Annotated in this window: 17 protein-coding genes and 1 tRNA gene; 6 read left to right on the top strand and 12 right to left on the bottom strand. The window is 31.8% G+C overall.

Features of this window, described 5'->3' with window-relative positions:
- Nucleotides 1-888 carry a DUF1080 domain-containing protein gene (locus tag Q0820_RS16450; RefSeq protein ID WP_298489308.1) on the top strand — a complete coding sequence of 296 codons (888 nt, stop codon included), beginning with the start codon at nucleotides 1-3 and terminating at the stop codon, nucleotides 886-888.
- 4 nt (nucleotides 889-892) lie between these two features.
- Here Q0820_RS16450 and Q0820_RS16445 read toward each other — a convergent pair whose 3' ends face one another.
- The 5 genes from Q0820_RS16445 to Q0820_RS16425 all read right to left on the bottom strand — a co-directional run bounded on the left by Q0820_RS16445 (nucleotide 893) and on the right by Q0820_RS16425 (nucleotide 7,414).
- Nucleotides 893-2,521, bottom strand: a complete 1,629-nt coding sequence (locus tag Q0820_RS16445; protein ID WP_298489340.1) for a S41 family peptidase — start codon at nucleotides 2,519-2,521, stop codon at nucleotides 893-895.
- Nucleotides 2,505-2,888: a ribonuclease P protein component gene (gene rnpA / locus Q0820_RS16440; RefSeq protein WP_298489306.1), complete on the bottom strand. Its 384-nt coding sequence runs from the start codon at nucleotides 2,886-2,888 to the stop codon at nucleotides 2,505-2,507. Before rnpA ends, Q0820_RS16445 begins: the two co-directional genes overlap by 17 nt.
- Nucleotides 2,889-2,946: 58 nt before the next feature.
- A complete protein-coding gene (locus Q0820_RS16435; RefSeq protein WP_298489304.1) occupies nucleotides 2,947-4,803 on the bottom strand; it encodes a M1 family metallopeptidase in 1,857 nt (618 codons plus the stop codon).
- Between the two features lie 78 nt (nucleotides 4,804-4,881).
- Nucleotides 4,882-6,516 carry a S8 family peptidase gene (locus tag Q0820_RS16430; RefSeq protein ID WP_298489302.1) on the bottom strand — a complete coding sequence of 545 codons (1,635 nt, stop codon included), beginning with the start codon at nucleotides 6,514-6,516 and terminating at the stop codon, nucleotides 4,882-4,884.
- Between the two features lie 37 nt (nucleotides 6,517-6,553).
- Nucleotides 6,554-7,414, bottom strand: a complete 861-nt coding sequence (locus tag Q0820_RS16425) for an MBL fold metallo-hydrolase (protein ID WP_298489300.1) — start codon at nucleotides 7,412-7,414, stop codon at nucleotides 6,554-6,556.
- Nucleotides 7,415-7,936: 522 nt separating this feature from the next.
- On the opposite strand from Q0820_RS16425, the gene Q0820_RS16420 reads away from it, so the two are divergent.
- Complete coding sequence (locus tag Q0820_RS16420; RefSeq protein WP_298489298.1) at nucleotides 7,937-9,760, top strand: sodium:proton antiporter; 1,824 nt, start codon at nucleotides 7,937-7,939, stop codon at nucleotides 9,758-9,760.
- Nucleotides 9,761-9,762: 2 nt separating this feature from the next.
- On the opposite strand, the gene Q0820_RS16415 is transcribed toward Q0820_RS16420, so the two are convergent.
- Nucleotides 9,763-9,993, bottom strand: coding sequence for a GTP-binding protein LepA (locus tag Q0820_RS16415; protein WP_298489296.1), 231 nt, complete (start codon nucleotides 9,991-9,993; stop codon nucleotides 9,763-9,765).
- 162 nt (nucleotides 9,994-10,155) lie between these two features.
- Nucleotides 10,156-11,952: a translation elongation factor 4 gene (gene lepA / locus Q0820_RS16410; protein ID WP_298489294.1), complete on the bottom strand. Its 1,797-nt coding sequence runs from the start codon at nucleotides 11,950-11,952 to the stop codon at nucleotides 10,156-10,158.
- A 245-nt stretch (nucleotides 11,953-12,197) separates the two neighbouring features.
- Here lepA and Q0820_RS16405 point away from each other — a divergent pair, with 245 nt between their 5' ends.
- On the top strand, nucleotides 12,198-14,597 hold the full coding sequence (locus Q0820_RS16405) for an outer membrane beta-barrel family protein (protein ID WP_298489292.1): 2,400 nt from the start codon (nucleotides 12,198-12,200) through the stop codon (nucleotides 14,595-14,597).
- A gap of 2 nt (nucleotides 14,598-14,599) precedes the next feature.
- Here the strand turns inward: Q0820_RS16405 and Q0820_RS16400 are convergent, their stop codons facing one another.
- Genes Q0820_RS16400 through Q0820_RS16390 form a run of 3 tightly spaced genes read right to left on the bottom strand, consistent with a single transcriptional unit; the run spans nucleotide 14,600 to nucleotide 16,963 of the window.
- Nucleotides 14,600-14,815, bottom strand: a complete 216-nt coding sequence (locus tag Q0820_RS16400) for a hypothetical protein (RefSeq protein WP_298489290.1) — start codon at nucleotides 14,813-14,815, stop codon at nucleotides 14,600-14,602.
- Complete coding sequence (locus Q0820_RS16395) at nucleotides 14,812-16,206, bottom strand: radical SAM protein (protein WP_298489288.1); 1,395 nt, start codon at nucleotides 16,204-16,206, stop codon at nucleotides 14,812-14,814. Before Q0820_RS16395 ends, Q0820_RS16400 begins: the two co-directional genes overlap by 4 nt.
- Before the next feature lie 7 nt (nucleotides 16,207-16,213).
- The gene (locus Q0820_RS16390) at nucleotides 16,214-16,963 is read right to left on the bottom strand and encodes a prolipoprotein diacylglyceryl transferase family protein (RefSeq protein WP_298489286.1); all 750 of its coding nucleotides are present in this window, start codon (nucleotides 16,961-16,963) and stop codon (nucleotides 16,214-16,216) included.
- Between the two features lie 61 nt (nucleotides 16,964-17,024).
- Between Q0820_RS16390 and dusB the strand changes: the two genes are divergently transcribed.
- A complete protein-coding gene (gene dusB / locus Q0820_RS16385) occupies nucleotides 17,025-18,020 on the top strand; it encodes a tRNA dihydrouridine synthase DusB (protein WP_298489284.1) in 996 nt (331 codons plus the stop codon).
- A gap of 114 nt (nucleotides 18,021-18,134) precedes the next feature.
- On the opposite strand, the gene Q0820_RS16380 is transcribed toward dusB, so the two are convergent.
- Together Q0820_RS16380 and rbfA are read right to left on the bottom strand one after the other, a co-directional pair.
- Nucleotides 18,135-19,340 carry an FtsX-like permease family protein gene (locus Q0820_RS16380; protein ID WP_298489282.1) on the bottom strand — a complete coding sequence of 402 codons (1,206 nt, stop codon included), beginning with the start codon at nucleotides 19,338-19,340 and terminating at the stop codon, nucleotides 18,135-18,137.
- Between the two features lie 3 nt (nucleotides 19,341-19,343).
- The gene (gene rbfA, locus Q0820_RS16375; RefSeq protein ID WP_298489280.1) at nucleotides 19,344-19,736 is read right to left on the bottom strand and encodes a 30S ribosome-binding factor RbfA; all 393 of its coding nucleotides are present in this window, start codon (nucleotides 19,734-19,736) and stop codon (nucleotides 19,344-19,346) included.
- A 70-nt stretch (nucleotides 19,737-19,806) separates the two neighbouring features.
- On the opposite strand from rbfA, the gene mce reads away from it, so the two are divergent.
- Nucleotides 19,807-20,208, top strand: a complete 402-nt coding sequence (mce, locus tag Q0820_RS16370; RefSeq protein ID WP_298489279.1) for a methylmalonyl-CoA epimerase — start codon at nucleotides 19,807-19,809, stop codon at nucleotides 20,206-20,208.
- Nucleotides 20,209-20,269: 61 nt separating this feature from the next.
- Nucleotides 20,270-20,343: transfer RNA gene (locus tag Q0820_RS16365), tRNA-Ile, on the top strand.
- The last annotated feature ends 128 nt before the right edge of the window (nucleotides 20,344-20,471 follow it).

Here is a 20,471-nt window from a genome sequence, read left to right as displayed (position 1 = left end):
ATGTCATTTAACAAAAACTTAAAAAACGCGAGTTCATTTTTACAGGTAATAATGGTATTGCTCTGTTGTCTTATTTCTGGATTTACAACAGCTCAGGAAGATGATAAAGAATGGAAAAATTTATTTAATGGTAAAGATTTAAGCGGGTGGACAACCAAAATACAACACTATGAAACTGGCGATAATTTTGGAGAAACGTTTAGAGTAAATGACAGTATTTTAGAAGTTAGATATGATAAGTATGAGGGAGATTTTAATGACCGTTTTGGTCATTTGTATTATGATACGCCTTATTCTTATTTTCATTTAGAAATGGATTATAGGTTTGTTGGTGATTGGTATTTGGGAGCACCAAAACACACAAATTTAAATAGTGGGGTTATGTTTCATTCTCAAGACCCTAAAACAATGCTAAAAGACCAGAATTGGCCTATTTCTGTAGAAATGCAATTTTTGGCAGAAATAGAGAAAGGAACAGAAAGACCAACAGGAAATATGTGTTCTCCAGGTACAGATATTGTATATAATGGAGTAAAAGCTACAAAACATTGTATAAAATCTTCTTCTAAAACATACCCTAAAGGGCAGTGGGTAAAAGCAGAATTAATAGTTTTAGGAGACTCTATTGTAAAACATATTATTAATGGTGAACTGGTATTAACCTATACAAAACCATCAATTGGAGGAGGCCCAATAGAAGGACATAATCCTAAGGTAAAAAAAGATGGACAACCTTTAACAGAGGGTTTTATTGCTCTACAAAGTGAAGGCCAGCCGTTAGATTTTAAAAATGTACGGATAAAAAATCTAAAAGGATGTATGAACCCTAAAGCCAAAAACTATAGAAAACATTATATTAAATCGGATGAAGCTTCTTGTGAATTTTAAACAATTACTTTAAAATAGAAGTATATTTTTCATTGGCATTTAATAACTCTGTAGCAGCAAGAATAGCTTCGTCTTTTAGCAAATAGTAATTATAAAGACCTTCTCTATAGAAATAACGTTTTACAATTTCGTCCTCTAAGTTCTTTTGTATTTCTTTTTGGAAGGTATCTAAAGCGTTTAATTTACTTTTTTCCATTTCGGCTAATAAATTTTTATACCCGTCTTGTACATTAGAACCATAAATTTCTTTATCATCACCAGATAAAGCCTCCCTTAAGGCTTTTTGGGATTTAGTTTCAAAAGAAAAATCGCTATTAGAAACAAAGGTTTTAAAACCTTCAAAATCATTACTTGTAAAAGAAAATTTTGATACATCTTCTACTTTATTTTTATAACTATATGTTGTAGCATAATCAAAAATAGTATGGCTAGCTAATAGGGCTTTTGTTAAGTTATTAGTTTTTGCCGCTTCAATTTCTATATCTGGTAAAACTCCACCACCATCTTGTACTTTACGACCGTTTCGGGTTTTAAAATCATTAAATTCTGTGTTTCTAACGGCGTTTCCGCTATCATCTCTATTCCAATAGTCTAATGCTTGTATACACCTTCCAGAGGCTGTGTAATAACGAGATATGGTAACTTTAAGCTGTGTGCCGTATGTAAGTTTCATTGGGCGTTGTACCAAGCCTTTTCCAAAGCTTCTGGCTCCCATAATAACGGCTCTATCTAAATCTTGTAAACTACCAGAAACAATTTCGCTAGCAGAAGCACTTCTACCATTTACAAGAACTACTAAAGGTATTTCTGTATCTACTGCTTTGTTTTTAGTTTTATACTCCCTATTAAACTTTTTTACTTTAGATTTTGTCGTAACTATAAGTTCTCCCTTAGGAACAAAAAGATTGGTAACATTTATAGCCTCTGAAAGCAATCCGCCTGGATTACCCCTTAAATCTAAAATTATTTTTTCTGCTCCTTTTCCTTTTAAATCTTTTAAAGCCTCTTTTGTTTGGTCTGATGCTTTAGCATTAAATTTAGAAAGAACAATATATCCGGTTTTACCATCTACCATTTTGTAAAAAGGAACGGCATCTACTTCAATTCCTTCTCTTTTAATTGTAGTTGTTTTGGTTTCTCCTTGTCTTTTGTATGTTACCGTTACATAAGTACCGTTAGCACCCTTTAAAAGCTCACTGGCATTATCGTCAAAATCGGCAACATTAATATCTCCTATTTTTATTATTTCGTCACCAGCTTTTAAACCAGCCTTATCTGCAGGATAGTCTTTGTATGGTTCTACGATTAGTAATTTATCTTTATAAGAGCGCACTAAAGAACCTATTCCAGAGTATTCGCCGGCATTGTTAATTTTATATGCTTCAACATCCTGTTCATTTAAAAATTTGGTATACGGGTCTAAATCTTCCAGCATATTTTTAATAGCAGTATCCATTAATTCTGCAGGGTTGGTTTCATCTACATAATTCATGTTTAGCTCTTTAAAAAGCGTTGTAAATATTTCTATTTGTTTCGCTATTTCAAAGAAATCACTTTTAAAACTAGAACCAGTAACTAAAATAGCTATTGCAATGAAAGGGATTAAAACCTTTTTTTTAACCAATTTGTGCATTTGTTTTGGCATTAAATTTTTTAAATAAATGTTGCAATTGTTTTTCAATTACAGAATAGGTTGGCATTTCTTTACCAATGTATAAAATTAAAAACGCATAGCTCCTTTCGGTATTGTCCGTAACTATGGTTTTATTAAGTCTATAAGCTTCTCTAAGTAAACGTTTTACGCGGTTTCTTTTTACAGCACTTTTAAATCTTTTTTTAGAAACTGCCACCCCCGTTTGTACCTTTATTTGGTCTGGAAGAGCAGTTTCTAAATAGATTAGTTTTAAAGGAAAACTAGTAACATTTTTGCCTTCTAAGAACAACTGTTCTATGCGCTTTTTGCTTTTTAGTTTTTCTTTTTTAGGGTAAGACAAAGTCATAAATAAAGTACTGTTTTTTATATTAAAGTTATTTACCCTAATGATTAATAATTGGCTATTATTTGGCTGATAATTCCCATACGTTATTAGAACGGTCCACATCAGCCATTAAGTTAGTATGATCTAAGACAATAGACTGTATTTTACCAATAGGCTTTTCTATTGTAAAGTCATAGGTAGAAAAAGCCCAAGGCCAATCTGGTAATACAGTAGCTTGTATTCCTTCTTTTTCACTACGCATCATTCGTAGAGCTGTATAAAAAGTTTCTTTTGTACCATCTGTATAAGTTACTAGAATTTCTTGAGGCATAGGCATTAACCCAATACGTTCTAGGGTTATTTTTGTTTTCTCTCCTTCTGCTATTACTTCTTTAATTCCGTAATCTATAGTATTGGTTGTTTGTGTCCAATCGGTTAAATACCAATCTAATTCTAAGCCAGTTACTTTTTCTGCAGTACGTTTTATGTCATTAGGAACTGGGTGTTTAAATTTAAAATCGGAATAGTATTTTTTAATAGTTTCTTGTAATTTTTCTTCTCCAATGATATAGCCTAATTGTGCTAAAAAGATAGACCCTTTACTGTAGGCCGCTATACTATATGGCATGTTAGAATCAAACCTATCTGCATGGGTTGTTTGTGGTTGTTCTAGTCCAGATTTTACTAAATAATAATACCCTTTATAAGACCTTTCTAGAGGAAAGCTTTTATTCTGCTGCATTACCTCATTCATACATAAAGTAGATATGTAAGTTGTAAAACCTTCATCCATCCAAGCGTGTTTAGCTTCATTAGTGGCTAGAATATGTTGAAACCATGCATGCGCCATTTCATGAGCAGTAGTACCCGCTAGGCTTCCAAATTTTTTGCCGCCAGCAATTAAAGTACTCATAGCATACTCCATACCACCATCACCACCTTGAATAATAGAGTATTGGTCATAAGGGTATTTGCCAATATTTTTGCTAAAATACTGCATCATTTCTGCTGCTTTAGGCTGAACTTTCTCCCAGTTTTCTTTAATCTCTGCGTCTTTTCCCTGGTAAAGAAAATGAAGCATTGGACCATTTTCTACTTGTAACGTATCATGAATATAATCTGGATCTGCAGCCCACATAAAATCGTGTACTTTAGGAGCTTTAAAATGCCAGGTTAATGTTTTTCCTTTATGCTTTTTAACTTTAGTTCCAGGACTTTCATAACCATGACCAATTTCGTTTGGGTTTTGCAAATATCCTGTACCGCCTACCGTATAATTTTTATCTATAGTAAGTTTTACATCAAAATTTCCCCAAACCCCCTGAAATTCTCTTGCTATATATGGGTCTGCATGCCAACCTTCAAAATCGTACTCTGCTAGTTTAGGATACCATTGGCTCATAGAAAGCGCAATACCATCTTTACTATTACGCCCAGAACGACGAATTTGAACAGGAACTTGCCCTTTAAAAACCATTTCTAAGGTAGTTTTTTCTCCAGAAGCAATAGGTTTTGCTAATTGTACCTCTAAAACGGTACCTGCTTCAGAAAAAGTAACTTTTTTTCCATCTTGTTTTAATGAAGTGGCATGTAAAAAACCTATTTCAGAATCTGATAATGGAGCTATTCTACTTGTTTTCTCTTCGGTAACCATTCTTCCATCAGGATCCTTAATGCTTTGAAGCCTTGCATCCATTTCACTACCTGGTTGAAAAGCATTAAAATATAAGTGGTAATAAACTTTAGAAATTTCGTCTGGTGAGTTATTGGTATAAACTAAAGATTGTGTTCCAGAAAATAGATATGTTTTTACATCTACAGAAACATCCATAGTATAATCTACATGTTGTTGCCAATAGCCTGTATTGTTTTGTGCAAAAAGAGAACTTGTAATACCAAGCACTAATAAAGCACAAAAAGGGAGAAGTTTTTTCATCGTTTTTATTTTTTTTAGTCGTAAAAAAAATGCCTTAACTCCCTAAAAATTTAAGGAGTTAAGGCGTGTATTATGAATTTATAACTGTGTTTTTCCTGCAGAAACGTTTTTAGCCATTAATAAAGCATTATAGGCGTTTACAATTTTCCCAGATTTAGAAACTTTATCTAAAGTACTACTGTTAGTAGTATCGCCACCAAGTATAATTTTAGCATGTGGTGCTAAACCAGACTGCATAATTATTTGTTTTACTTGTGTAGCTTTTAAGGTTGGATATTGTGACATAATAAGTGCCGCAACACCTGCCACAGCAGGGGCAGCCATAGAAGTTCCTCCCATAGATTTATATTTATTACCAGGTATTGTAGAATAAATTGCAGCACCAGGAGCAAATACATCTACATTTTGTAAACCATAGTTAGAAAAAGACGCTACCATTTCTGAGCCATATTTTTCTGTTAAAGCACCAACAGTAATTACATTATTAGCTATTTCTGTACCAGAATAGTTATTATGATCATTAGGGAAATTAGGATTGTTGGCATCGTCTATATTATGACCATCATTACCAGCTGCGTGTACAATTAAAACATTTTTAGATGCAGCATATTTAATAGCATCGTATACCCATTCTGCTTTTGGAGAGAAAGATTTTCCAAAACTACAGTTAATAATTTTTGCACCATTGTCTACCGCATAACGTATTCCTAATGCAATATCTTTATCATATTCATCGCCATTAGGTACGGCTCTTATACTCATAATTGCAACATTGTTTGCTACACCATTTGCTCCTTTACCATTGTTACGTTCTGCACCAATTATACCAGCTACATGCGTACCGTGGCTTTCATCATCTACTCTATTTTGAGGATTTCCGTTTCCGTAACCTAAATCTTTAATATCATAAGGATTGTCGCCAACCTCTTTACGACCATTAAAGTCTTTATTTAGGTTATAATTAGCACTTTCTGTAAAGTGTGTTATTCCACCATTAAGTTCTTCTAGAACTTCAGGAATTGTATCAGCATAATTAAGCATTTGCATTAACACTGCAACATTTTGTTGCATAGCCTGGTCTTCAGATTTTATACCTATTAAATCTTTTTTAGTGTATGTGTCTTTTCCTAAAAGTTTTTTTACTGCGGCGTCCGATGTTTTTACTTGTTGTAAAATTTGTTCGTATTGCTGCTTATTTTGTAAAGCTTCTGGGTATTTTTTGTCTAGTTCCGCTTTAGCTTTTGCAAGCATAGTAGGTGTTCCTATGTTTAAGCGTAACATACGTGCAAATTCTAATTGTTCATTATAAGACTCTCCTAAAAAATTATACCCATGTATATCATCTACATAACCATTATTATCATCATCTTTTCCATTACCCGCTTTTTCTTTAGTGTTGGTCCAAAGCACACCATCTAAATCTTCATGTTTTAAATCCATTCCAGAATCTAAAACAGCAACAATAACTTTTTTTCCTTTTTTGTTATGAATAAGCTCTTTATAGGCTTTATCTACACTCATTCCAGGAATAGTATCTGTAACTAAATCTAAATGACCCCAATTTTGTTTTTCTTTTTCAGTAAGGTCTGCTATTTTAAGTGGTGTTTTATCTATGTTTTCTACAGGAGTAGTTACAAGGTTGGTTGCACCGCAACTCATTAATAAAAGTGCAGAAGCTAATCCTGCAAATGGTTTAGAAATTTTAATAGTCATATAAAATTTATTAGTTATAATTTAAAATGTTTTAAGCTTAATTAAAATAATCATTAAACGTAAAGGTGTTTTCTAATCTCACTCCTTTTTCTGTAGTTTTTAAAGAGCACATTTGGTTATGTGCATCATGTTCAAAAAACAAGAGATACTCTTTATCTACTGCATTCTTCAAAAATACTTCTTTTTCTGTTAAAGTTACTAGTGGTCTAGTGTCATAACCCATTACGTATGGCAAAGGCAAATGACCAACTGTAGCGATTAAATCTGCCGTAAATACAAGAGTTTTTCCTTGATAATTTATGTGTGGAAGCATTTGTTTTTCAGTATGACCATCAACAAACAGTATTCCAAAACCTAATTCAGATTCTTTTAGGAAAGAAGTTTCTCCACGTTCTATAAATTTTAATTGGCCACTTTCTTGCATTGGCAATAAGTTTTCTTTTAAGAAAGATGCTTTTTCCCTCACGTTAGGTTGGGTGGCCCATTTCCAATGTTCTTCATTTGTCCAGAAGGTCGCATTTTTAAATGCGGGCTCATAACCTGTATGGTCTTTGTTCCATTGCACACTTCCGCCACAATGGTCAAAATGTAAATGGGTCATAAAAACATCGGTAATATCATCTCTATGAAAACCAGCTTTTTTTAGAGAATTATCTAAGGTATAGTCTCCCCATTGGTAATAGTAATTAAAAAATTTTTCGGACTGTTTGTTGCCCATTCCGGTATCAATCAATATTAATTTTTCTCCATCTTCAATTAATAAACATCTGGCAGCTATATCTATCATATTATTAGCATCTGCAGGATTTGTTCTTTGCCAGATTGTTTTGGGAACAACGCCAAACATTGCACCACCATCTAATTTAAAATTACCAGTTTCTATAGGGTGTAGTTTCATAAAAAAATGAATTTTTGCAAAATAAGAAATATAGAAAGTAAATTAAGAATTAGAAGGTTTTATTGGGTGTTTTTTAACAGCTTAAGGTTATTTACTCGATAATCAAGATTTAAATGCTCCGACGCTTGCGTCGAAACCAATACTAATTTTTCTTAATACCTCGTGGGCTTGCCCCGAGGTAGTTTACTATAAGCAATAGCATTATTTAAAATATGATTGCTTGTTTTCATTGTATTTTATGGTTCTTTGTTTTGGAAAGTATTCCTTAATTTTACACTCTTTTTTACTAACAGAAAGTAAAATTATTTTTGGCAGTTAAATAATAGGTAACACTTATTGTTTTGTAAAAACCCCCAACCAATTAATGGATAAAAGCATATAGAAAATATAGTGTTAAATAAATATATTTGTTTTACACGCTTAAATGTTTAGAACAAGTAAAATAATACATTATTTAGGAATTAAAGTCCTGTAAAAACACATAATTAAAATAAAAAAACTAAATTTCTAAAAATTTAATTTATGGTAGAATTAGCGGGTATTGTTATTTTGGGAATATTAGCGCAGTGGGTTGCTTGGAGGCTAAAATTACCAGCTATTTTACCGTTAATACTTATAGGACTACTAGTTGGCCCTGTTTCCACATTATATACAGAAGACGGGTTAAAGTTAATAGAACCTATTTGGAATGGTACAAAAGGTCTTTTCCCTGGAGAGAGTTTATATTATTTTGTTTCCTTAGCTATTAGTATTATTCTTTTTGAAGGGGGGTTAACCTTAAAAAGGTCCGAAATTAAAAACGTAGGCCCTGTTATAACAAAGCTAATTACGCTTGGTTCTGTAGTTACTTTTTTTGGAGCAGGTTTAGCAGCTCATTATATTTTTAATCTAAGTTGGCAAGTATCATTTCTTTTTTCTGGACTTATTATTGTTACAGGACCTACAGTAATTACACCAATACTTAGAAATATTCCTTTAAAGAAAGACGTGTCGGCAGTTCTTAAATGGGAAGGAATATTAATAGACCCTATTGGAGCTTTAGTAGCTGTTTTAGTTTATGAGTTTATAGTAGTAGGAGAAGGACAAGCTTTTACGCAAACAGCATTAATAGAGTTTGGAAAAATATTGTTATTTGGAGCAACCTTTGGTTTCACTTTTGCTCATGGCTTAGTTGTTTCTATTAAGCAAAAATTTATTCCTCATTATCTTCTTAATGTAGTGTCTTTATCAACGGTGCTTTTGGTTTTTGTTGTTTCCGATATTTTTGCTCATGAATCTGGTTTACTTGCGGTAGTTGTTATGGGAATGGTAATAGGCAATAACAACTTACCAAACCTTAAAGAGCTGTTATATTTTAAAGAGTCTTTAAGTGTAATTTTAATATCTATATTATTTATTCTATTAGCTGCGAATATTAATATCTCGGATATGGAATTAATTTTAAACTGGAAAACACTTGCACTTTTTGCTGTAATAGTATTTCTTATAAGGCCAATAGGAGTTTTTTTAAGCACGCAAGGTTCTAATTTAAAAATGAATGAAAAGCTATTTATTGGTTGGGTAGGACCAAGGGGAATTGTGGCAGCTGGTATAGCTTCATTATTTGGGTCTAAATTAATAGCAAGAGGAGAGCCTGGAGCAGAATACATTACACCACTTGTTTTTATGATTGTTTTAGGTACGGTTTTACTTAACGCTACTACTGCTAGGTTATTTGCAAAATTAATAGGTGTGTTTTTAGTAAAGTCTGAAGGAATATTAATTATAGGAGCTTCTAAGGTTTCTAGATTAATAGGACAATATTTAGCTAAAAACAATAGACATGTGGTACTTATAGATAATAACAAGACCAATGTAGATAAAGCAAGAAAACTAGGTTTAGAAGCAATAGAAGCTAATATTTTTTCGGATACATTAGAAGATAATATAGAGTTAAATGATATGGGGTATTTAATGGCTCTTACAGGTAATTCTGAAATTAATAAAGTTGCTATAGATAAGTTTAAAGACCAATTTGGAGAGAATGGTGCTTTTAGAATTGTAAACACAGAGGAAATGAATGAAGCAGAAAATAACCCTAGAGAAGGCCTTTTTTCCCATTCCGATGATTTTATTAAATTAACAGAAGCAGCAAGAAAATATCCTAATATAAATGAAATAGAAATAGAAAGTCCTGAGCATTATATAAAACTAATAGAGATTACGAAAATAGACGAGCATATAGTGCCCATTTTTATAAAAAATTTAGAGGATACTATTGAGATTATATCCTTTTATGGCAAAGAAAAAGAAGCAATTACAAAAGGCTATAAATTAGTATATCTAGGGAAACAAATTTCTTTATAAGTCTAAGAAAAAGGTTTTGCTTTATTTATAGTAACGGTAATGTCTTCTTCTTTAATAGGATAGTTTTCTCCAGCTATCATTTCAAAAAAATGAACAGAAGATTCTCTTTTTATTTTTTTGATTAACATAGACTCATCTATGTCTCCACTTTCTTGTCTCCAAGTAAAAATAGAGTTTTCCTCTACTTGAATAATGCTGTGTTTAGCAGTATATAGTGCAATATATAATGTCATTTATTGGGGAAATTTTGGAAAACAAAAATAGGAAGAATTACTAGTATTTTTTATAGGTGTTCCTAAATTATTTTTAATAATACGATTTAGGAGAAATATTACTTCTTTTATGAAACTATAGCTTAATAAAAAAGGCCTTAGAAACTCTAAGACCTTATTTGTTTAATCATTTAGCTTTAATACAGCCATAAATGCTTCTTGGGGCACTTCTACATTACCTACTTGGCGCATACGTTTTTTACCTTTTTTCTGCTTCTCTAAAAGTTTACGTTTACGAGAAATATCACCACCATAACATTTTGCAGTAACATCTTTACGTAATGCTTTTGTAGTTTCTCTAGATATTATTTTGGCTCCAATAGCAGCCTGTATTGGAATATCAAACTGTTGTCTTGGTATAAGCTCTTTTAGTTTTTCACACATTTTTTTACCAATAGTAACCGCATTATCTGCGTGTATAAGGGCAGATAAAGCATCTACAGGTTGTGCGTTTAATAAAATATCTACACGTACTAATTTAGAAGTACGCATGCCTATAGGAGCGTAATCAAAAGAAGCGTACCCTTTAGAAACTGTTTTTAAACGGTCATAAAAATCAAAAACAATTTCGGCTAAAGGCATATCAAAATTAAGCTCTACTCTTTCTGTTGTTAAATAGGTTTGGTTCGTAATTTGCCCTCTTTTTTCAATACAAAGAGACATTACATTACCAACAAAATCAGACTTTGTAATTATTGTAGCTTTAATATATGGTTCTTCTACACGATCAATACTTGAAGGGTCAGGTAAATCTGTAGGGTTATTTACAATTAAAGCTTCTTCTGGATCTTTACGTGTATATGCATGGTAACTAACGTTTGGTACTGTGGTAATAACGGTCATATTAAACTCACGCTCTAAACGTTCTTGAATAATCTCCATATGTAGCATTCCTAAGAACCCACAACGAAAACCAAAACCAAGAGCAGCACTACTTTCCGGTGCAAAAACCAAGGAAGCATCATTAAGCTGCAATTTTTCCATAGATGCACGTAGTTCTTCAAATTCATCAGTATCTACAGGGTAAATACCAGCAAATACCATTGGTTTTACATCTTCAAAACCATCAATTGCATTTTTTGTTGGGTTTGCAGCATCGGTAATAGTATCTCCTACTTTTACTTCGCGAGCATCTTTTATTCCAGTAATTAAGTACCCAACATCACCGGCTTTAATGGTTTTTTTAATTTCTTGCGTAAGTTTTAATGTGCCTACCTCATCTGCAAAATAATCTTTATTAGTAGCAACAAACTTAATTTTTTGCCCTTTTTTAATTTCGCCATTAATAACTCTAAAATAAGTTTCTACTCCTCTAAAAGGATTGTAAACAGAGTCAAAAACTAAAGCTTGTAATGGTTCGTCTGGATTTCCTTTTGGCGCAGGAATACGCTCTATAATTGCGGTTAAAATTTCTTCTATACCAATACCAGTTTTTGCACTTGCAGGAATAACCTCTTCTCCATCACAACCTAAAAGGTCTACAATATCATCGGTTACTTCTTCTGGGTTTGCACTTGGTAAATCTACTTTATTAAGTACCGGTATAATTTCTAAATCGTTCTCTAATGCTAAATATAAATTGGAAATAGTCTGTGCTTGTATACTTTGCGCAGCGTCTACCACTAAAAGAGCTCCCTCACAAGCAGCAATAGATCTAGAAACTTCATATGAAAAATCTACGTGACCAGGAGTATCAATTAAATTAAGAATATATTCCTCTCCTTTATAAGTGTACTCCATTTGTATGGCATGACTTTTAATAGTAATACCACGTTCTCTTTCCAAATCCATGCTGTCAAGTAATTGCTCTTTTTTTTCTCGATCAGTGACAGACCCCGTAAAATCTAATAACCGATCTGCCAAAGTACTTTTACCGTGATCAATATGAGCAATGATACAGAAATTTCTAATATTTTTCATAGGAACAAAATGAGCAATTATATTTCTTTATTACCGTAGTATACGGTATTTAAAAGCAATTGCAAATATAGCTTAATTTAAGTACTGATATATATGCATTTTATAGAAAATAGAAACTGGGTTTAAGATTTATTATGGAAAAACCCTCTTTTTCTTATTTTATATTATTGTTTTTACAAAGCCACACAAATCGTAAGTTTATTCTTATTTATATTTAATATATTTACTGCATAGCTAAATCTTATATGAATAAAAATTACCTACTCTTTTTATGGTCTTTTTTTATTTCTTTTATTGTTTCCGCTCAGGAATTTTCTGTTTCAGGAAAGATTGTTGATGGTGTTCAGAATCCAATTTCTTATGCTACCGTTGTAGTAAGATCATTAGATTCGGTACTTTTAAAAGGCACTTCTACTAATGAAGACGGAAGTTTTACAATAGAAAAATTAAAAAAAGGAAAGTATTACATCTCTGCAAGTTATATAGGAAATTATTCGTCCTTTATTGCGATTAACATGGATTCTAATATTGTTATTGATCCAATTATAATACCTCTAATAGAACAAAATCTAGATGAGGTTATTGTTACACTACAAAAACCTAGATTGGAAAGACAAGCAGATAGATTGGTTTATAACATTGCTAATACTGCTTTAACAGATTCAGATGTTTGGGATGTTCTTAAGAAAACACCGTCGGTACTTATTTCTGGGGATAAAATACAAATTAAGGGAGAAGATAAAATAGGGGTAATGATTAATGGTCGTAAAATTAATTTACCAAAAGAAGATATTTTTAATTTTTTATCTGGAACTAGTGCAAGTAATGTAGAATCTATAGAGGTAATTACCAATCCGCCATTAAAATATAGTGCAGAGGGAGGAATGCTTATTAATATTGTAATGCGAAAAAAATTATCTGAAGGGTATAATGGTGCAATATACGGGACTTATAAACAAGGAGTTTTTGCCAAAAACACTTTAGGTACAGACCATTATTTTAAGGGAAATAAAACAGATTTTTCTATAAACTATGCCCTTACTAAAGATAAAAAAACAACCAAATTCACAGATATTACTAATTTTTTTGAGAATGATATCCCGAATTCTATTTGGACTGCTAACCAAGAAAGTATTCACAAACAAAACAAGCATTTAATAAGCCTATATTTTGATTATTATTTAAATGATAAAAACCATATAAGTCTTTATAGCCTTAATACTATAACACCAAAAGAGGACAGATTTGTTGCCTCTAAAACGAGAATAGAAGAAGAGGGTGATAATTCTAGTTTTAACACTTTTATACCCGGTAATCAGAATAAGCTAAATACCTCTTATTATTTAGATTGGATACATAAATTAAGAAAAAAAGGAGAAGAAATTTCTTTTGGTTCTCATTATACATTTTATGATGCAACTATAAACCAAAACTTAAGCACAATTTTTTTTAATTCTGAAGAAGAACTAATAGGAGAAAACAATTTTAATACAGACTTTTTTCAAAAAATAAATTTATACAATGCACAAATAGATTACATAACTCCAATAGGAAAAAAAGCAGGCATAGAAGCAGGTATACGCTATGCAGGAATAGAATCTAAAAACACCATTAAACAAGAGGGTTTTGATAGAAACCAACCAGGAATAAACCCTACAGAAGATGGTACCTTTAGTTATGATGAAGATATTTTTGCTGCATATTCTAGTTTTAATACAAAATGGAGTAACTTTAAATTAAATACCGGTTTGCGTGCAGAATATACCGAAACTATAGGCTTTTTAAATACCACTGGTATTAAAAACAAGAAAAGTTATTTAGAACTATTCCCTTCCTTTTCTTTAAATTATTTGCTTAGTAAAAAGAATAATTTAAGACTTTATTACTACAGAAGAATTAATAGACCCAGGTATAATAAAATTAACCCTTTTCAATATTTTCAAAATAATAATTCTGTAATAGAAGGGAATCCAAATTTACTACCTGCAACAAGAAACTATTTGGCTTTAGAATATGTTTATGATAAAACATATGCCGTTGAGGTTTTTTACAGAAATGAAAAAAACCAATACAGAGAGCAAGTTTTCCAGGACAATGACTCTAATTTATTACGCTATTTAAGTTATAATATTAATAGTAATATTTCTTATGGGATAGATGTATCTTTTAATAAAAACATTACATCTTATTGGGATACTTATGTATTGTTTTCTGTTATGAATAAAGAAAATGAATTTATAGATTTTGGTTCTAATGAATTAATAGAAAATAGTTTGCCGTATTATGTTGCAAGGTTTAGAAACAGTTTTACCCTTTTAACAGATAAAAGCTTAATGGCCGACGTTAATTTTAGGTATTATTCCCCATTAATTTTGGGTAATAATAGGTATTCATCTATAAATAGTCTAGATATAGATTTACGAAAAACACTATGGAATAAAAAAGCTAGTATTTCCTTAGGAGTTTCAGACATTTTTAGACAAAGTAATGATTTTAGCTCTAGAATCTATGCAGACCAAAATAATACTACCTATACAAGAAGAGAGAATAGGCTTTTTAAATTTTCTTTTAGATATAAGTTTGGTAATGAAAAAATTAAAAGTAATAAAAAGACTAAACGTAATGCAGAGCGAGGAAGAATATAATACTAAAATCCTCCCATTAATCCACCACAAACACCTAAACTTACTAATAAGTAAACACCTGCCAAGATAAAAAATACTTTACCAGCTTTTAGCTTTCCATTACCTCTTAAAATAAACCCTATTATTAATAATAAGATTGCTGGCCCAAACATTAAGGCAAAAAGAAATGTAACTAATCCATCTAAATTACCAACTTCTAAGGGTAGAATTAAATTCATAATATTTCGTTTTGTAGTTCTTTTAAGCGTTTTAATTTATCATCTCTATAAAAAAGGTTCATAGTTTCAAACGGTATAATTTTATAGTCTTTATTAACAATATGAACACAAGATTTTTTAATGGCACGAACATCAAAATTATGTGCATCAATAAACTGCATAATTATAATTCTAAAAAGATTATCATAGCCTAAATTAGGAGCATCTATTTCTGGTAAACAACACATAATGCTTTTTAAATTTTCTTCTGCTTTTTCTACAGAATTTCCAGTACTAAAAAGGTCTATCATTTTACCATGTAGCTCAGGGTCTTGCTCATAAATTATGGTGTTTTTACCTTCATTTAACAAATCTTCGGGGTTTATATACCTTGTTAAAGGACTTACCTCATTACCAACTTTTAAGGCATATGCCATTACTAACGCATCTGGATTGCAAGGTACAGGTATTAAATCATCTGGTTCAAAAATTGGGGATTGCTCTAAAATTTTTCTTCGAACTTCGGTTAGGGTTATTCTATTTTCATCTGCTTCAAAATTATCTAACCTACCAGCTATTTGTATGGGCTGAAAAGTAACCCCACGCACACATTTTTGTTGCAGAGCAAAATCAATTGTTTTACCCATTTCATGGTCGTTAAGTCCTTTCTGCAAGGTAACTACAAGTGTTGTAGAGAGGTTTAATTTATTTAAGTGTTCTAAGGCTTTTAATCTTGTTTCTGCTAAGTCTGCACCACGTAAGGTTTGTAAAACGGTATTCTCTAAAGAATCAAACTGAAGGTAAATTTCAAAATCTGGCATATAGGTCGCTAAGCGCTTTGCAAATTTAAAATCTTTGGCAATTTTAATTCCATTGGTGTTTAGCATTAAATGCCTTATAGGAAGTGTTTTTGCATACTCTAAAATTTCAAAAAATTGAGGATGTATCGTAGGCTCCCCACCACTAAGTTGTACTACATCTGGTTCTCCTTCATTTTTTACAATAACATCGAGCATTTTTTTTACTTCTTCCAAAGTTCTATGTCTACCATAACTTGGAGATGAAGAAGCATAACAAGTGGGGCAGGTTAAATTACAACGATCCGTAAGTTCTACAACGGTAAGGCATGAGTGTTGCTCATGATCTGGGCAAAGACCACAATCATAAGGGCAGCCATAATGTGTTTTGGTATTAAAAGTTTTTGGATATTCTGAAACCTTGTTATAGTTTCTTATGTTTTTATAGTACTCTATATCATCTGCTATTAAAACTTTGGAATTACCGTGCTCCTTGCAGTTTTTAAGCATATATACCTTATCGTTTTCAAAAACAATTTTGGCATCTACTCTTCGTAAACATTCTGGGCAAAGACTTAAAGTAAAATCGTAATAGGTATAATTTCTTGTAGGCATAAAATAGTTATTTAAAAGAGAGTATGCGCTTTATAGTCTTAGCGTAATAGAACATACAAATTATGCATAAATATTGAATGGTACTTAGGCCTAGTACTAAAAAAGAGTTTGGTTTTAGAAATTCTATGCAGAACCTAAAAATAAAATAGCTAATCATAAAGATTTTGAAAAGCATTCCATTTTCTAACGTATTCTTTTTAATAAGGTTTTTTAAAAAGGCCAATAGGAAAATTAGAAATACTATTTCATATAACGCTATGGGGTGTCTTAAATATTCATCACCCAAATACATTCCAAGAAAACTATTAGTAACAATACCATAAGTAAATTCATTGGTGCCTGCTAAAAAACAACCTAAACGACCAATGATAAGCCCTACAATAATGGGTAATGTAAAAAGGTCTCCAGAAGAGGTTTTTTCGCCTATATATTTTTTAATCAACTCTACCCCTAAAAGGCCACCAAATAGGCCACCCATAATTGTTTTATTGTTTAGAATAGAAAGCCACCCTTGGTTATAATGTAGTACAGGGTTTTCAAAAAAAGCAACAAACCTAGATAAGAATAAAGCTCCAAAAATAGCACCAATAATTATTGATAAGCGGTTTGTAGACGATATTAAATCGGAGTTTTTTTTGCGTAAAAAACGGTAGTATTGAAAGCCAATAAAAAAAGCTAAATACTCTAAGATTAGGTGCACATTAATCTTTATTCCAAAGAGAATAGGTTCATACGGAATAGAAAAGCTTAAAAACATAAATCTAAGATAGTAGCATTTTCTGTTTTTACAGCTACTGGAATAGTAGTAAATTTGTACCATGCCAAAAATTGGAGACATACAATTACCAGATTTCCCGTTATTACTTGCACCTATGGAAGATGTAAGTGACCCACCTTTTAGAGCTTTGTGTAAGGAACAAGGAGCAGATGTGGTTTATACCGAGTTTATTTCTTCGGAAGGACTAATTCGTGATGCTGCAAAAAGTGTAATGAAGTTAGATATTTATGAAAAAGAACGCCCAGTAGGGATTCAAATATTTGGCGCTAATTTAGATACTATGCTACGCTCTGTAGAGATAGTAGAAAAATCTAACCCAGATATTATAGATATTAACTTTGGTTGTCCTGTAAAAAAAGTAGTTAGTAAAGGAGCTGGAGCAGGAATTTTAAAAGACATAGATTTAATGGTGTCTTTAACCAAAGCAATGGTAGAACATACCAAGCTGCCTATTACGGTAAAAACCAGATTAGGGTGGGATGAGAGTTCTATTAAAATTGTTGAGGTTGCAGAACGCATACAAGATGTTGGCTGTAAAGCTATAGCCATTCATGGTAGAACTAGAGCGCAGTTGTATAAAGGAGATGCGGATTGGAAACCTATTGCCGAGGTAAAAAATAACCAAAGAATGCATATTCCTGTATTTGGAAATGGTGATGTAAACACCCCAGAAGCTGCTGTAAAAATGCGTGATGAATATGGTTTAGATGGGGCAATGATTGGGCGAGCAAGCATTGGGTATCCTTGGTTTTTTAAAGAAGTAAAACACTTTATAAATACAGGAACGCATTTAGAACCACCAACTATGGAAGAACGTGTTACAGCCGCACGTAGGCATTTACAAATGTCTATAGATTGGAAGGGCGAAAAATTGGGTGTTTTTGAAACCAGAAGACACTACACAAATTACTTTAAGGGCATTCCAGACTTTAAAGAATATAGAATGAAAATGGTTACTAGTGATGCTTCTAAAGATGTCTTTGCTACTTTTGATGCCGTTCTAGAAAAATTTGGAAATTATCAGTTTCGTAGATAGATTATTGGCTATTGGCTATTGGCTATTGGCTTTTAGGTGTTGTATGCAAAAGTCTAACGTATTAAGTTGTAAGTACGGAGTATCAAGTTTTTTTTAATTTACTCGTTACTCATTTTAAGCAGTAATTAATTTTTTAGAAATTCTTCTACTGGCAACTAAAGAAGCCAATACTCCTAACACAATAATTGTTGCTAAAACTATTAGTACGTTACTAAAGTTATATTGAACGGGATACGATAAGGTTGGGGTAATTTTTAACCATCCAAAAGCTAACTGCGAACCAATTAATAAAGAGCCTAAAAGAACACCAATAAAACCACCTAAACTAGTTACTAAAACACCTTGTAAAAAGTAAATTTCTCTAAGCTCGCTTATGGTGGTTCCTAAATTATAAAGAGTTTTAGAGTTTTGTTGTTTATCAAGAATCATCATTATTATAGCACCAACAACATTAAAAAGAGCAATAATTAAAACCAATGTAAAAATAAGGTAGGTAGCTAAGTTTTCGGTATTTAGCATTCTGTAAAGCGTACTGTTTAATTCTTTTCTGTTTTTAATATTAACTGCTGGTAAGACAACGGCTATTTTCTTTTTTAAATCATTTAAAGTAGCAGCGTCCGAAATTTTAAAATTTATGCCAGATACTTGCGTATTTTCTTTTTCTAGTAAGGTTTGTACTAATGGTAAATCTGCAAAAACATACTTTTTGTCAATATTTTCTTCAATAACATATACGCCACTCATGATTAAAGCAAGCTCATTATAAGGTTTAGCCTTAAGCGTTAGTTGCGATGTATTTCCTTTTCCAGGCTTTGGAGCTAGAATAACCAAAGGGTTTCTATATTGGTTAATGGTAAGCCCTAATAAATTTGCAATACCAATACCAGTAACACCCTGTTTAAAGTTAATAGCCCAATCTCCGTATTGTACAGTACTATCAATACCTGTTACTTTAATGTAATTAGAATCTACCCCTTTTATATAAGCAATATGGTTTTTTTGTCGGTGCGATAAATAAACTTTCTCTTCTATTTCTTTAGAATAAGATGTTATTCCTTTAATTTTTAAAAGTTGCTCCTCTTGTTCTGGGGTAATAGAAAAGAATTTTCCCGTTTGCGGTAAGGCTTTTAAGTCTGGATCAATAGTGTTAGTATACGAAAGACTAAACTCTTTTAAACCAGCAAAACCAGATAAAACAATAAAAAGGGCTGCAGAACCAACAACAATTACAAAAAAAGTAATGAAATTTATAATATTCACTGCATTTTGACTGCTTTTAGAAAACAGGTATCTTTTTGCAATGTATAGAGGAAAGCCCAATGTTTAGTATTTTTTTCTTTTGTCTAAAAGGTCTCTATTCTCAATAGGATTTTCTTCTCCTTTTAGAGAATCTTCTATTTTTTCTATATAATCTAAAGAATCATCTAAATAAAATAACAGTTCAGGAACTCTACGCAATTGATTTTTAGTTCGTTGCGAAAGCTCATGTTTTATAAGTGGTTGGTTAGACTGTATTCCTTTTAAAAGTTCTTCTGCACCTTTATTAGGAAAAATACTAACGTATACTTTAGCAATAGATAAATCTGTAGTTATGTTAACTTTAGACACAGAGATTAAGGTGCCTTTAAGTCCGCCATCTATTGCAGCACGCTGTAAAATATCTACAATATCTTTTTGTATTACTCCGGCTATTTTTTTCTGTCTTTGCGTTTCCATACCACAAAAGTACGCAGAATATTGAGTAATTTAGTTTTTACGTATATTCATATCTAAAAATAGTAACATTTTGAAGAAAATAGAACATATTGGTATAGCTGTAAATAGTATAGAAACATCTAATATTTTGTTTGAAAAACTATTGGGAACCCCTTGTTATAAGGAAGAAGAAGTAGCATCTGAGGGAGTTAAAACTTCTTTTTTTATGACAGGGCCAAATAAGATTGAATTGTTAGAGGCAACAAAGGAAGATAGCCCTATAGCAAAATTTTTAGCCAAAAAAGGGGAAGGCATACACCATATTGCTTTTGAGGTACAAGATATTGTTGCAGAAATAGCACGTTTAAAGGAAGAAGGCTTTACTATTTTAAACGAAATTCCTAAAAAAGGAGCTGATAATAAACTAGTTGCCTTTGTACATCCTAAAACTACAAATGGTGTATTAATAGAATTGTGTCAAGAAATAGTATAGAAGCGCCGAATTTCCTTGCACCATAATAAAATAAGTAGTAATATTGCAACCGCATTTTGCGGGTCCTATAGCTCAGCTGGTTAGAGCACCTGACTCATAATCAGGGGGTCCATGGTTCGAGCCCATGTGGGACCACAAGTAAAACAAAACCCTTACAGAAATGTAAGGGTTTTTTGTTTCTTTAAGATGTCCCGTCCTGAAATAGCGATACACTAAAATTTTAGTGTAATGAAAACACCCGTAAAGATTGGTTATGTAAAAAG

Origin of the sequence: uncultured Maribacter sp. (assembly GCF_947495965.1) — a bacterium.
In the GTDB taxonomy this organism is placed as follows: domain Bacteria; phylum Bacteroidota; class Bacteroidia; order Flavobacteriales; family Flavobacteriaceae; genus Maribacter_B.
The sequence above is the reverse complement of the archived record's forward strand: the minus strand, read 5'-3'. Positions and strand labels throughout refer to the sequence as shown.